Source organism: uncultured Muribaculum sp., assembly GCF_910583865.1.
In the GTDB taxonomy this organism is placed as follows: domain Bacteria; phylum Bacteroidota; class Bacteroidia; order Bacteroidales; family Muribaculaceae; genus Muribaculum.
In genome coordinates this window covers 31157-45153 of sequence record NZ_CAJTYX010000015.1, presented here as the reverse complement: position 1 = coordinate 45153, position 13997 = coordinate 31157, and the positions used below count along the sequence as shown (strand labels likewise).

At 47.6% G+C, this 13997-nt stretch carries 12 protein-coding genes; 6 read left to right on the top strand and 6 right to left on the bottom strand.

Annotated features, from left to right (window positions below; translation table 11 throughout):
* From QZ303_RS05015 to QZ303_RS04990, 6 genes are all read left to right on the top strand, one after another.
* On the top strand, positions 1 to 6024 hold the full coding sequence (locus QZ303_RS05015) for an FG-GAP-like repeat-containing protein (RefSeq protein ID WP_295729998.1): 6024 nt from the start codon (positions 1 to 3) through the stop codon (positions 6022 to 6024).
* A 321-nt stretch (positions 6025 to 6345) separates the two neighbouring features.
* Positions 6346 to 6564, top strand: coding sequence for a hypothetical protein (locus QZ303_RS05010; protein WP_295729995.1), 219 nt, complete (start codon positions 6346 to 6348; stop codon positions 6562 to 6564).
* Positions 6565 to 6808: 244 nt separating this feature from the next.
* The gene (locus QZ303_RS05005; RefSeq protein WP_295729992.1) at positions 6809 to 7831 is read left to right on the top strand and encodes a branched-chain amino acid aminotransferase; all 1023 of its coding nucleotides are present in this window, start codon (positions 6809 to 6811) and stop codon (positions 7829 to 7831) included.
* Between the two features lie 8 nt (positions 7832 to 7839).
* Positions 7840 to 8397, top strand: coding sequence for an HDIG domain-containing metalloprotein (locus QZ303_RS05000; RefSeq protein ID WP_295729990.1), 558 nt, complete (start codon positions 7840 to 7842; stop codon positions 8395 to 8397).
* A 143-nt stretch (positions 8398 to 8540) separates the two neighbouring features.
* Positions 8541 to 9548, top strand: coding sequence for a hypothetical protein (locus tag QZ303_RS04995; RefSeq protein ID WP_295729987.1), 1008 nt, complete (start codon positions 8541 to 8543; stop codon positions 9546 to 9548).
* 58 nt (positions 9549 to 9606) lie between these two features.
* The gene (locus QZ303_RS04990) at positions 9607 to 10308 is read left to right on the top strand and encodes a porin family protein (RefSeq protein ID WP_295729984.1); all 702 of its coding nucleotides are present in this window, start codon (positions 9607 to 9609) and stop codon (positions 10306 to 10308) included.
* Positions 10309 to 10381: 73 nt separating this feature from the next.
* On the opposite strand, the gene QZ303_RS04985 is transcribed toward QZ303_RS04990, so the two are convergent.
* The 6 genes from QZ303_RS04985 to QZ303_RS04960 are packed head-to-tail and all read right to left on the bottom strand — an operon-like array spanning position 10382 to position 13982.
* Positions 10382 to 10897, bottom strand: a complete 516-nt coding sequence (locus QZ303_RS04985) for an ATP-binding protein (protein ID WP_295729980.1) — start codon at positions 10895 to 10897, stop codon at positions 10382 to 10384.
* Positions 10898 to 10932: 35 nt separating this feature from the next.
* A complete protein-coding gene (locus QZ303_RS04980) occupies positions 10933 to 11829 on the bottom strand; it encodes a DUF362 domain-containing protein (RefSeq protein WP_295729978.1) in 897 nt (298 codons plus the stop codon).
* Between the two features lie 50 nt (positions 11830 to 11879).
* The gene (locus QZ303_RS04975) at positions 11880 to 12470 is read right to left on the bottom strand and encodes a TatD family hydrolase (protein WP_295729975.1); all 591 of its coding nucleotides are present in this window, start codon (positions 12468 to 12470) and stop codon (positions 11880 to 11882) included.
* Positions 12471 to 12491: 21 nt separating this feature from the next.
* Entirely contained in the window at positions 12492 to 12713 is a 222-nt protein-coding gene (yidD, locus tag QZ303_RS04970) for a membrane protein insertion efficiency factor YidD (protein ID WP_295729972.1), read from the bottom strand.
* 8 nt (positions 12714 to 12721) lie between these two features.
* Positions 12722 to 13198 carry a ribonuclease P protein component gene (locus QZ303_RS04965; RefSeq protein ID WP_295729969.1) on the bottom strand — a complete coding sequence of 159 codons (477 nt, stop codon included), beginning with the start codon at positions 13196 to 13198 and terminating at the stop codon, positions 12722 to 12724.
* A gap of 43 nt (positions 13199 to 13241) precedes the next feature.
* Positions 13242 to 13982, bottom strand: coding sequence for a uroporphyrinogen-III synthase (locus tag QZ303_RS04960; protein WP_295729966.1), 741 nt, complete (start codon positions 13980 to 13982; stop codon positions 13242 to 13244).
* Between the last annotated feature and the right edge of the window lie 15 nt (positions 13983 to 13997).

Here is a 13997-nt window from a genome sequence, read left to right as displayed (position 1 = left end):
ATGAAAGCATTTGCATTCCTATGCGCCATGGCTCTCTGCATGTCTGCGTATTCCATGGATTTCAATCCGTCCGACCATTTGAAAGGCGGTAAAGCCGGAGGTGTTGTTGGTAACATACCAATGGAAATAGGTGTGGACAACACAGGTGCGGCCACCTTCTCCATACCTATCGAGTTACCGCAGGGTTGCGGAGGCCTCACTCCTGAGCTTTCAATCAATTACAACAGCATGGGCGGCAACGGCATGTTCGGGCGTGGTACGGAACTTTCGGGTGTGTCGGCTATCTACCGCACTGCCGCCACGCGGTTTGTCAACGGCTATGAGCGTGGTGTCATGTTCGACTCCGACGATGCCCTATGTCTTGATGGGCAGCCGATAATCCGCAACGCTGACAATCCCTTAAAATATCACTGTCGCATCGGTGATGTCTACGACATTACAGCTGACAATGCCGACAATCCCACCCGTTTCACTTTGCGCGACGGCAACGGAATCACTAAAGAGTTCGGCCTTACCGAGAATTCCAGATTGAAAGGTACGGGCACGGCTGTGTTCGCATGGCTTTTGGAAAAGGTGACTGATATCTATGGGAACTACTATAAAATTGTATATGTAAAGGATAAGTACATACCTCAGTTATATAGTCGCTATGACGGAGTATGCATTGATAGAATTGAATATTCCGGCAATGAACATGCCGGAATTGAACCACAGATGAGAGTGAAGTTCGGCAATCCTTCACGAGGAGGTGTTGATGCCGCCTACCATGGTGACAGCATATTTTGTAAAGCAATCGCTCCATTCTCTATAAGTGTGTATTCCGGTGAAAATCTGATCAAGACGTATCATCTTGACTACGACTATGTGACAGACTGCTACTTAAGATCCATATCCATGAGTGGCACGGACTGGGACAATAGACTAAATCCGATTGAATTCACTTGGCACACCTCCGACGAAGGACTCCACACTCCATTGAAAAAAGATTTGAACCTACCTACTAACCAACAATTGAGCGTATTCTATGGAGATTTTAATGGAGATGCTCTTCAGGACATATTGCTTTTGCGTACTTCTCCCAATTCAATCCTAAATTTCAAGCTATTCCAAAATAAGGGTAATGGAGAATATTATAATAAACATGAATATGAAAGGAAGTTTATACATCCGGATGGAAAAATATACTTTATCAAAAACTTATCCATTGCGGATTTCAATGGTGACGGACGTGACGATATTTTATTGCATGGTTTAGAAGCCGGCGATGCTGATAAATGTTTTTGGTTATATTTATCAGATGGGGATAGCTTCTATGATGCCAATATTCAGATAAGAACGTCGTGTGCAGAAGGTCCTGTCCTTGGTGATCTCAATGGCGATGGAGCAACGGATTTGGCGGTCATAGCGATTGGTCGTACGGATGCCCGATTCTATCTATCTCAACTTTCGGCGGAAAACCAGTTGCCGCTGAATCTTTCTTTTACAGCTTATGCTCGCGGGCCGTGGAATGAATTGCATTTAGGCAATTTTGATGGAGGGCCGTCAACCGAACTCCTTAATCTTATAGGAAATGGCCATCTTTGTTATCGTGTAAACGAAACAAATCGTACGCTTGATTTCCTGTATAGCGGCGATTATCCGAATTATACGGGTGCGCCTGTCTATACTGGTGACTTCAACGGGGATGGTAAGACTGATATTATGGAGTGTGCAGTGGATTTTTTATATGATTACAAGCCGCTGGATGTCCTTGATGTGTCGTTGTGTACTGGTACGGGATTTATCACCAAGTCACTCAAGAACTATAGGTCTTTATTTGAGAATGGTCGACGTATGTTGATAAATGACATCAATGGCGATGGTAAAGATGATATTGTTCTTATGCCTAAATATGATACTAATAGTTTGGGTGAAATAGTTATTCTTACAAGTCTGGGAGATGGGTATAGGTATAGTCAGGGTTCTTATCCATCCGGACTTCCTTTTCAGTTTCCTGTAGATGAATACGATTTCTATCTCTTTGACATTTACGGAGAAGGTAAAAACTCTCTCGTCTCATTCAAGAAAAAAATTGAAATAACAGGAAAAGGCGACAAGTTTCAACGAAAGGAATTTCTTACAGGAGATTATTATATCCATACTCCTGCTACGAGTTGCGAAAATGTCATAACTTCCATTTCAGACTGTCTCGGCAACAAGACTACGTTTGAGTATGAACGCTGGACCGATTACACCAATTCTCCATTTATCCCGGTATGGGAGAAGTATCCTTATTCCGGATGCAGTATGCCTCTTCCTCTTGTGAAGAAAATGTCACAATCCACAGGTTATGGGGGCAATTTGACTACCTTATATGATTATAGGAACGCTCGTACCCACCTTGGAAAAATGAGTTTTATGGGGTTCGAAGAGGTTGTTACGACAAAACCGGAAGAAAAGATGGTGCGTAATGACAGCTATATGCTCGACCCTGACTATGGCATGTTGAATGTACTCAGTATCACTCGTACCCTTGATGGCCAACGACTACAGATGGAAAAGAATGTATATGACATGCAGCCATCCCCTGTTGGCACGATAATGGTGCAGCATGTGGCGAACGCCCGTCATACTTATTCACCTGTGAACTCGTCAAATTACCTTACGGTCAAAACAGGAAGAACATATGATAAATGGGGGAATATATTGACAGAACGTGTCACTACCAATGATAAACATAAGCAAATAACGACTTATACTTACGACTTAAAAGAATCTCTCCATTGGGTGCATCGTCCTGCTTCCCGACAAGTCGAGACATCCGTCTCCGGCAGTGATTCGCATATCGAGAAAGAGACATATTCTTATGCAGGAGTTTTGTCTGACCACTCCTTGCAACCATCCCGTAAAGGCTCATACTTCGACGGTAATGAAACGCATAGGGAAGTGTATGGCTACGACACGTTCGGCAACTGTGACTCGATATCCACCGGCATAACAGAAAAGTACGTTATAAAAAAGGCCTTTTCATTGGATGGAAGATTCTGTATAGGAGAGACATATCCGTTAGGGTATTCCCGGATATTAGGATATGATGAATATGGGCGGAATATTTCAATATCAAGTTCCGAAGGACGCATTGATTCAATACGTTATGATTCATTCGGAAATGAGGTTTTACGTATTGAAAACGGTGTGCGGATAGAGCGAGGACGAGTGTGGAGCAATGGTATAAATCTTCGTCACATAGGAACATATGGGGAGTATGAACGTAAAAATGATAATTCATATCGGCTGTCATTCTTTGATTCAAGAGGCAATAGATTATGTAATTACTATGAAATAGATGGAAAAGATGTCTGTGAAGAGTATGAATACGATAATCTGAATCGGTTGATTTGTGATATACCTGCGTATTATAGTCATGATAGAGGATATGAAAGAAAATATACTTATGACGATTATGGAAATCTGACTAAAACTACATTAAAGAACGGTCATACAGTAAATATGGAATATGATTATTCCATAGAGGGTATATCCGTTACTAAATCTGATGATACAGGCACTTCCTCTTATCTGAATGACCATTTTGGTAAATTGCTGTGGTCTCAGAATGAACTTGGGCAAAAGGTTTTGTATGAATATGATTCTAAAGGAAGATGTACTAATATATGTGTGGACAGCATCGGGACAGTAATTTCGTATTCTGTAAATAACAACAATGGCATGACACAGACCCTCAGTAATAGGGACATAGGTACGATTACCCGTCATTACGATGAAAACAATCGACTTCGCAGGAATCGCAATGGAATAGGTGTGACTGGCTTCGAATATGATGATGCCGGCAATATTGTGCTTAGTCTTAATAGGGATTATAATTTCCAATATGAGCCTCTTCCCCAAAAGCCATCTCTTCTTAGTGCAGTAAGAAATTTAGATCTTTCATATTCACATGAATACGGATATAATACGATATGTAGTCGGTTAGAACAGGAGATATATCGTATGGATGGATCGACATATAATTTTTACTATGATTATATTTCGAATAAATATGACATGCCATCTGATAAGATTTGTCCTGATGGGTTTAAAATTCGATATGAATACTCAAATGATATTTTAAAATGCATTAAGAATGCAAATGACGGTTCCATAATTTGGAAAGCCGAAGAGTTTAATGCACTCGGAGTGCCGACAAAATGTAAGTTTGGGAATAATACTCTTGAAGCGAGATATGACTATGACGGAGTGACCGGTAAATTGCTCAAGGCTGAATATGATTCTTTGATGACTATCGAATATACCATAGACAAAAAAGGACTTGTTGCATCTCGCACAGATGATGGTTCTAAGACTATTGACTACATCTATGATAAAATTGGGCGTCTTGTAAGTGCTAATATGCGGATGAAAATCATCAATAGACCGAATTATCCTGAAATTCCGGTAAATCCAGTTGGCTCAGCAGACACAATGGCTGTAAGCCTGCTCTCATCGGCTGATGGTTGTACGATAATTGGAAATGGTGATTTGGGGCGGCCTATATATTCGCGTTTTGAACAGTATTATTCATATGACAATCGTAATAATGTAAATGCCGACGGCGGACGACAGTTGACGGAGATTACTTATGCGGATGGATCTACACGCATCGTTAAAAACCATATGGATTATAGTGGTATTAGATGGAATAATTTAGTAATATCAGGGATAAATCGTATTTCTGAGATTGATAATGAAACTGATACGCTTCGATTGGTGTATGGCGAAAATAACAAATGTATAAAATCCCGATTGACCACTCCTGACGGTGTGATTACGCGTCACTATGTATCTGCCGATTATGAGGTGATATATGCTGATGACATTGAAATTCCTGTTTGCTATATATATGCTTATGGTAGACTTGTTGGATTGCATGTTGGGGATCAGATTTATTCTGTGTTGACTGACCACCTCGGTTCTGTGATGCGGATTATTGACAGTCAAAGAAACATCGTAGCATCTTATAGTTACTCTGAGTGGGGTATGCGCACAATTGTGCAAATGAATACGGATTTACACCCGTGGGTCAAGTACTTCAATCGTGGATTCTGCGGGCATGAGCATCTGCCGGAGTTCTCGCTCATCAATATGGGTGCGCGCGTCTACGACCCCGTCGATATGCGCTTCTTAAGCCCCGACCCGTTGGTACAGGATCCGATGCTTCCCCAGAACTTCAACCGCTACTCCTACTGCCTTAACGATCCCATAAACCACACTGACCCTACCGGCGAGTTTTTCATGGTCGACGATTTTATATATGGTTTCTTCAAAGGTCTTTTCAAAGGAGGTCTTGACAGAGGTTTGTCGCAAGGGTGGAAGCAATGCAAGAACAGCTTCAAGATTACCTATGGACTTCTCGTCACCGGTAGCCGCAGCGGTTGGGGACGATTGCTTGAACTTGGTTCGAGATTTACTTTCGAACTCCCGCAGACGCTTGCCGGATACCTATGGTCATCCGCAAACAATACCATAGGAATGGTGGATCACGTGGGATATTGGGGCGGCGCGACTGCCGTGACATTCAGACATGATAATTGGGCTTTTGGTCATGGCGCAGCGGTTACGCTTGGAAATTATATCTCTGGAGAATGCAGCTTGCGTCCAGGACCGGCGAACGAGACTTTCCAACACGAATACGGACATTATCTTCAAAGCCAAACTTCGGGATGGGCATACATTTTCAAATACGGTATTCCAAGCATAAAAAGTGCATCTGACAAGAGCAGTGAGCATAAGTACTTTTGGACTGAGACGGATGCGAATACACGTGCATATAACTATTTCAGAGATAACACGTCAAACTTTAATGTAGACGAATGGAATTTTATGAGGAATCCGACAGATGGATTCATTACTAATCTTCCATCTATTTCGTTGTATCAAAGTAAGTCATATCCTTTTACAAGCAGTCGTGTGAACAACACATATCAGAATGCTAATAATCAATTAAATAATATTCAATATTTAGTAAATATCTTAAACATTCAATAAAAAATGAGGTACTACGCTTTAAAACGGAATGTGGGCATATTGCTTGGATGCATAATATTTTTTGTCGCTTGCACAAGTGAGTGCGATCCAGAATCGCCATATTGGATATTAAACAATAATACACAATCAGATATATATTTGGTTGTGGGGAATCATGATGAAAATGTCTATAATAATCCATTTTGGGTATCATCGACAACGCGTAATGATGGACATTTTAGATCGATAACGAATCCCTACTCAGATGCAGAAATGTTTTTATATGTTATTTATTTGAAGAATAAAGACAGATGCCCATTAGAAACATTAACTGATAGCTTTATGTTATATGTGCCGATACGCTCATCGCTTGAGGCTCATAAATGGACGCTCAACATTCCGGAGGACTGTACTGTCAATCCCGATTTATGGAAGATCTACGATCTCGACAAGTTTGTGGAGCAGTACGGGCCGCTCAATGCCCGGGGCTGGGACGAAGTGTGGCGCAAGTGGGAAGAAAGCAAGCAGCTCCCCGCTGGTGACCCCGATCCTCTGCCATAAGCATGCTCCCTTGCGCCCGGATTGCATTTATCTTTATCCAAAGGATTTCGCGATGTACGCTATATCAAAATAATTGCGTAATTTCGCAGGTAGAACGCGCGATTCGTAGGGATGCACCCCCGGTGCATCCGCCACCTCTGCGGCGTTCCGGCGTTACCGGCTGTCACCCCTATGGTACGACGGCCCGTTGCAAGACTATAAATCCGGGTGTCACGGATGCGGCACCTCCAAAACATATCGAGTTATGGATAAAGAATTAGACTGGAGCCATCTTTCGTTTGGCTATATACCCACCGACTACAACGTCCGTTGCTACTACCGCGACGGCAAGTGGGGCGACATCGAAGTGTCGCAGTCGGAGACCATCGACCTCCACATCGCAGCCACCTGCCTCCACTACGGGCAGGAGATCTTCGAGGGACTGAAGGCATTCCGTGGCAAGGACGGCAAGGTACGCGTGTTCCGCCTCGAAGAAAATGCCCGCCGCATCATCGAGTCCGCCAAGGGCATCATGATGGCCCCCGTGCCTGTAGAGCTGTTCACCGAAATGGTAAAGAAGGTGGTCAAGCTTAACGAGCGCTTCGTGCCACCCTACGGCAGCGGCGCCTCGCTCTACATCCGCCCGCTTGAAATCGGCATCTCCGCCCAGGTTGGCGTGAAGCCAGCCAAGGAATATCTTTTCCTGATTCTCGTAAGCCCCGTAGGGCCATACTTCAAGGAGGGATTCAAGCCCACCAACATATGCATCATGCGCGAGTTCGACCGCGTCGCCCCAAAGGGCACAGGACGCTGGAAGGTCGGAGGCAACTACGCCGCGAGCCTCGAGGCCGGCGAGAAAGCCCATTCGCTCGGCTACAGCGCCGTGCTCTATCTCGACCCCAAGGAGAAGAAATACCTCGACGAGTGCGGCCCTGCCAACTTCTTCGCCATCAAGGGCGGCAAATACATAACCCCCGCTTCAGAGTCGATCCTCCCATCAATCACCAACAAGAGCCTCATGCAACTCGCGCGAGACATGGGCATCGAAGTTGAGGCACGCCACATACCCATCGAGGAGCTTGCCGAAATCGATGAGGCCGCAGCATGCGGCACAGCCGCCGTCGCATCGCCCGTGGCCGAGATCGACGACCTCGACACCGGCGTGAAGTACGTCATCAGCAAGGACGGCAACCCAGGACCCGTCACCACCGCGCTCTACAACAGGCTGCGTGCCATACAGCTCGGCGAGGAACCCGACGTGCACGGGTGGAATACCATCATAGACTGACTTTGCCCATGACCACCGACTATCAAGCGATAATCGACAAATACTATCCCGCATCAGGCTCCGACCCCCTGATGCGGGAAATATATATGAAGCATGCCTGTCAGGTGGCCGACATGGCCGTGGCCCTCAACGAATCGGCGGCTCTCGGACTTGACCCCGGCATGGTGCGCGGAGCGGCCATGCTCCACGACATAGGCATATGCCGCACAAAGGCCCCCGGCATACATTGCTTCGGCGACGAGCCTTACATACGCCACGGCATAATCGGCGCGGAGATCCTGCGTGCAGAGGGAGCGCCAGAGGAGTGGGCGCGTGTGGCCGAGAACCATACCGGCACCGGGCTCACAGCCGATGACATTGCCCAGCAACAGCTCCCGCTCCCCGAGCGCGATTTCATGCCGGAAACCCTTATGGAGAAGCTCGTGTGCTATGCCGACAAGTTCTATTCCAAGTCCGGCTCAATGGAAAAGCGCACCGTGGCCAAAGCCCGCGCCGCCCTCGCCCGCCACGGCGGCGACTCCCTCACCCGCTTCGACGCCATGCACCGCCTCTTCGGCTACATATGATATACCGAGAAATTTTAAGGAATACTGTGAAAACATATGCGTTAACAATATTTAACATCTGGGGGGGGTAATTGGTTAATATATATGTAAATTTGTGACTGTTTTATAACTACATAAATCAGTTCATTATTTACAATATTCCAATGAATAAATTTTTTACAGCCATTCTTTCCATTTCGCTTCTTTGTGTTGGTGCAGACGCGAAAAAGATAAAGTTTGACTACTCTGTTGTGAATGTTCCCGAAGAAGGAGGGGTTAACTTCGAGCGTATTACAGATGATGCCGACTGTGTATTGTACACAGTGAATAACCGTTCCGGAGTGTTTGGCCGAAAGAAAGCTTCCGCTGTCGATTGGTGGGTAAACCCTCAGATAGCTATTTCTCCCGACGGTCAGAAAATCGCATATATCAATCTGAAGAACGGCACTTCCAACATAATGGTGAAAAGTGCAAAAAAAGGTGGTGCGAGCGTGCAGCGTACATTCCGTAGCGCAGTAGAGGACTTTACATGGAGCAGCGACGGTAAAACTCTATGTTTCACCGAGGTAAGAAACGGACATCATGGTATATATCTCGTGAATGCCGATCAGGGGTCGGTTGTGAAACAGATTTCGGGGGGTACGGACAATGATTACGGGGGTGTGCTGTCACGCGATGGTAACACTATATTCTTTCATCGTGGTGAAGGACTGTCGTCATACAGCATCTGGAGCTATGACCGTAAAACCAATCTTTTCTCCAATTATTCAAGGGGAATGACTCCGGTAATGATTCCGGGAAAAGACAACGAGATATATTGTGCACGCTTTACCGATCAAAAGGAAAGTGAGATATGGAGAATCAATTTTGAAACAGGAGTAGAGGAGATAATACTTTCTCTGCCCGGACGAAGCTTCACCACTCCCCAGTTGTCGCCTGACGGAAACTGGTTGCTTGTCACCGGTACGAGTATATCGGAGAAGGATAAATCCATGAATACCGATATTTTCGTCGTAAGGACCGATGGCACCAATCTGACTCAACTTACCTATCATCCCGGTAATGATATGTCGGGCATATGGTCGCCTGATGGAAAATACATCTATTTCCTGTCACAGCGCGGGTCTGCGAAACGAATCTTCAATGTATGGAAAATGTCGTTTGACTTGTGAATAATCTGATAATGAACAGAATTAATAACCAAATATTTATCATAAAATTATTTTTGCAATGAAAAAATTTTTCGTAGCTGCCATGGCAGCAATCTCTGCTACGGGAATGTGGGCGCAACGGGCATCCGACTCTTCCGAGTTCTCTTTCTGGGACAACGAGGCGGCAGATCAGAAAATCGTGATTGGTCCGCGCGTAGGTCTGAATATATCAACTTTTTCTTTGGATAAGATTGACGATTCCGACCTTTCATCAAAGGTGGGATTTAGTGCAGGTGTTGCTGTCGAATTCCCCATTGTACGCTCGTTCTATATCAACACCGGTCTCTTCTATACCACTAAAGGAGCTAAGGAAGAAGTAACCGAAGGGCGTTATACCGAAAAAGTCACTATGAATGCCGGCTATCTTGAGATTCCGTTGTATGCATCCTATCGTCTTAACTTCGCCGAGGAGTCGCAGCTTCAGGTGAACTTCGGTCCTTACTTCGCATATGGCGTAAACGGCAAGCTTAAGTATGAGGACAATGAGGACGAGTACGATATGGATCTTTTTGGTGTGGCTGATAATGATGATGAAGAAGGGAAAGCCGGATTCAAGCGTTTCGACTTCGGTCTCGGTGTAGGTCTCGGTTATACATTCCAACGCATATATCTCGGCATGAACTATCAGTTCGGTCTTGTCAACATCGCCGACAAGAAAGTCTGGGAAAATGGAAGTATCAAAAATAGTAACTTCAACATATCTCTCGGCTACAATTTCTAATACGGAAGTAGCATCATAATGTCGATAACGGGGTTGCGGCAATCTGCCGCAGCCCCGTTCCGGTATCTATATCTTAGATGGTCTGCGTAATCACATACGCATCTTCATCAGGCATAGGGCGCTCGAAGTTGGAGAAGTACATCTCCAGATGGGGAGGGGCTACAATCTGGTCGTTGGGACCGACTCCTTTGCGTTGTGACAGTCTCCGGCGCAGCAGCGGCAGCGATGCCTGAAGATAGACTATCAGCGGCTCTATCCCTTTCATGCGGCACATCTCACGCATCGAGTCTCGCTTGGCACGGCGGCACATGGTGGCATCCACCACAACCTTGTTACCTCTGTCCAGCAGATTCTCCATCCGGTGCTCCATATCCTTGTCAATAGACATGAATATGCGTCGGCGCTCTTCAAAGGGCAATTCCACGAAGTTCGCGCCATATTTCTCCCATATCATCTCGTCTACGGAGATTCTCACGAATCCATACTGCCGTTCGAGTCGCTGCGACAGCATGGTTTTCCCCGACCCGCTTATACCACACATCAGCAACACCGGAGTGCTGCTGATGTGTTCGATTATCTTTTCGTCCATTGCTTGATTCATTCAGGAAGATTTCCGGAATACCGTCATTCCGGATCGATTGTCTCGATCACGTAAGTCTGCGAGCCGAGGCCGAGCTGTTCCGCATAGTCGAGCAGGTGTGTGGCGTCGCGCGACTCCATCCGTTCGATGAGGTGCGACTTGCCCGGATCCGGGGAATTGTACACCATGTCGACGCAGGCACGGTCGAGGGCAACGGGGTCGAGCGACGCGAGTATGCCTATGTCCTCCATGTGTATAGGCTCGGGTTCAGCCACGCAGTCGCAGTCGACCGACAGGTTGTTGGCCACGTTGATGAAAAGTATGTTCTCGCCGGCTTTGTCAAATACAGATTCGCACGCTTCGGCCATCGATTCCAGGAAGTCCTCCTGCGGCGGCACGTTTTCCCAGTCTACGGGCACCGTCTTGGAGCGTCCTGCCGTATGTATCCACGCCTTCCCTTCCGATGAGGCCATGCCTATGGCCACGTTCTTGAGTGCTCCGCCGAATCCGGCCATGGGATGACCTTTGAAGTGTGAGAGCACCATCGTGAAGTCGTAGTTGCGCCAGTTCTTCCCCACGAAATTCTCTTTCAGATGCCTGCCGTTTCTTACCGGGAGGGCCATGTCCCCTGCGGCATCCATTATGTCGACCTCGGTTATGGCAGTGAACCCGTGTTCGGCCGCCGTCTGCAGATGGTCCGGGGTGTTGTTGCGGCGACCGTCGTAAGCGGTGTTGCACTCTACTATAGTACCGTCGACGAGATGCACGAGTTTCTTTATCACATCCGTGCTCAAATGGTTGGGATTGCCTGCTTCGCCGGTCGACAGCTTTACCGCCACACGGCCTTTCGCCTCGCGGTTAAGCGCCTTATATACCTTGACAAGGTTTTCGGCGTTGATGCGCGGACAGAAATACACTGTAGAAGGATTCTTTTTCTCCATGTCTTTCATAATTTACATTTACATGCAAATATAGCTATTTTTTGCGGATTCTATAATCCGAGTAGTTTCGACGGGAGTGCGGTGTCGAGGTGCGGGTGCATGGCGGCAAGTTCCGCAATCCCCCTGTCCGATTCGTCTGTCTCCACTAAAAGCCTGCCGGAGGGTATGATTTCCGCCGATCTCGGGTTGAAATGTTCCCCTAAGGAGAGGTAGAATCCGTGTCGCAGCAGTTCTTCCGCCAGCTGCGGTTTACCTCGGAAGCCATGGATTATCCATGTCTGCGACGGTTTTATCCGGCGTTTTATCGCTATTATTTCGGGAAACGCCTTCACTATGTGCAGCACAAGCGGTTTGTGCAGTTCCTCGCTGAGGGCTATGTGGTGCAGCAGCAGTTCTGTCTGCCGGTCGAGCGTCGCGCCGCGAAGCCTGTCGAGTCCGGTCTCGCCTATCGCCTTCACGCAGCGGAGTCGTGCGTCTGCCTCGAGGCGCCTCAAGTCCATGTCGGTCACGGTGGCGCTGTGCCAGGGGTGTATCCCTACGGAGTAGACGGCTCCGGCGCGTGGTGTGAATCCAGGCTCCACGCTGATAAGTGCGTCTACGGCATCGGGGTTATGGGTGTGGAAGTCAAACGGCGTATTCATGCTTGTCTGTCTGCTGTCATGTCATGGCACCGGGTCGTAGCCGCTCCCTCCCCACGGATGGCAGCGCACTATGCGCCGCAATGTGAGCCACAGTCCACGCAACGGTCCGTGGCGGCGTATGGCCTCTATGGCGTATTCGCTGCATGTAGGCGTGAAGCGGCACGACGGCGGGAAATGCGGGGAGATGGCGCCACGGTAGAACAATATGGGCAGTATGAGCAGTTGGCCGATGATGCGCTTCATGGCTGTACTCAATAATTGGCCGTGTCGGGCGATATGGAGGGGCGGGGAGGGGTGGTCGTTGGTGCGTCCGTCCGTCCGGGTGGGACGCAGTCGAAGCTGTTTGCTATGCGCTTCAAAGCCCTCGACATCGCTGACGCTATGCGCCGGAAGTCGGTCCGGCTGTCGGCCACGTAGGTGAAAGCTATGTCGACCGGCATCGTGGCCGCTTCTCCCAGGTGCATGCGCCGCAGCCTGTAGGCCTCTCTTATGAGCCTGCGCATGGCCACGCGGTCGACGGCATGGCGCAGCCTCTTCTTTGGCACGCTTATAAGAAACTGTGCTCCTCCTCCGCGCTTGTCGTTGTGGCGCCATACCGCACGCAGAGGATATAATAATGCGGCCTGCCCCCCTCCCTGGCGGGAAAAGAGCAGGTCGATGGCTGTTTCCGAGCAAAGTTTCTCGCGCTTGTAGAGGCGGTGAGTGTGCTGTGATGGCATGATTGCCATATCGCTTGGAGATTGAGGTTGGAGGATGTTGTCTGTCACCCTCTTAGTTATGTTCTTTCAGGAAAGCGTCGAGGGCAGCCGTCATCGACGGGGTCTTTTGCGTGGGTGCTTCCATGTCGAGACGCAGCCCGGCGTTACGCACCGCCTGGGCGGTAGTTGCGCCGAAACATCCGATCTGTATGTCATCCTGATGGAATTCGGGGAAATTCTTCAGAAGGGAATCGATACCCATGGGGCTGAAAAAGAGCAGCATGTCATAGTCAAACGGCTCGTCGGGCTGGAAGTCGTTGCTAACGGTGCGGTACATCACGGCCTTGGTATAGTTGATGTTGTTGCGGTCAAGTATGTTGGCCGCGTCGTTGTGTACGTCGCTTACCGCGTAGAGATAGCGCTCTTTGTTGTGCTTAAGAAGGGAAGGGAGCAGATCGTCGAGCTTGCCGGTATTTACGAAAAATATCTTGCGCTTGCGATAGACGATATATTTTTGAAGGTAATTGGCTATGGCTTCGGTCGTGCAGAAATACTTCATTGTGTCGGGCACGCTATAGCGCATCTCTTCACAAAGACGGAAAAAATGATCCACAGCCGTGCGGGCCGTGAAGATTACTGCGGTAAAATCCGCCAGATTTATTCGAGACTGGCGGAATTCTTTCGCCGTGAGTCCTTCTACCTTGATGAATGGTCTGAATTCGATCTCAACACCATATTTCTCCGCTATTTCGTAATAAGGGGATTTTTCAGAGGCAGGTTTTGGCTGCGACACCAATACTTTCTTTACTTTCACTATGTTAGGGGAGTT

What these genes read in the sequence shown, in the direction of transcription:
- QZ303_RS05000 (WP_295729990.1), top strand. Translation starts at nt 7,840, where the DNA reads ATGACCACCGACTATCAAGCGATAATCGACAAATACTATCCCGCATCA.
- QZ303_RS04995 (WP_295729987.1), top strand. Translation starts at nt 8,541, where the DNA reads ATGAATAAATTTTTTACAGCCATTCTTTCCATTTCGCTTCTTTGTGTT.
- QZ303_RS05015 (WP_295729998.1), top strand. Translation starts at nt 1, where the DNA reads ATGAAAGCATTTGCATTCCTATGCGCCATGGCTCTCTGCATGTCTGCG.
- QZ303_RS05010 (WP_295729995.1), top strand. Translation starts at nt 6,346, where the DNA reads ATGTTATATGTGCCGATACGCTCATCGCTTGAGGCTCATAAATGGACG.
- QZ303_RS04990 (WP_295729984.1), top strand. Translation starts at nt 9,607, where the DNA reads ATGAAAAAATTTTTCGTAGCTGCCATGGCAGCAATCTCTGCTACGGGA.
- QZ303_RS04980 (WP_295729978.1), bottom strand. Translation starts at nt 11,829, where the DNA reads ATGGAGAAAAAGAATCCTTCTACAGTGTATTTCTGTCCGCGCATCAAC.
- QZ303_RS04985 (WP_295729980.1), bottom strand. Translation starts at nt 10,897, where the DNA reads ATGGACGAAAAGATAATCGAACACATCAGCAGCACTCCGGTGTTGCTG.
- QZ303_RS04975 (WP_295729975.1), bottom strand. Translation starts at nt 12,470, where the DNA reads ATGAATACGCCGTTTGACTTCCACACCCATAACCCCGATGCCGTAGAC.
- yidD (WP_295729972.1), bottom strand. Translation starts at nt 12,713, where the DNA reads ATGAAGCGCATCATCGGCCAACTGCTCATACTGCCCATATTGTTCTAC.
- QZ303_RS05005 (WP_295729992.1), top strand. Translation starts at nt 6,809, where the DNA reads ATGGATAAAGAATTAGACTGGAGCCATCTTTCGTTTGGCTATATACCC.
- QZ303_RS04965 (WP_295729969.1), bottom strand. Translation starts at nt 13,198, where the DNA reads ATGGCAATCATGCCATCACAGCACACTCACCGCCTCTACAAGCGCGAG.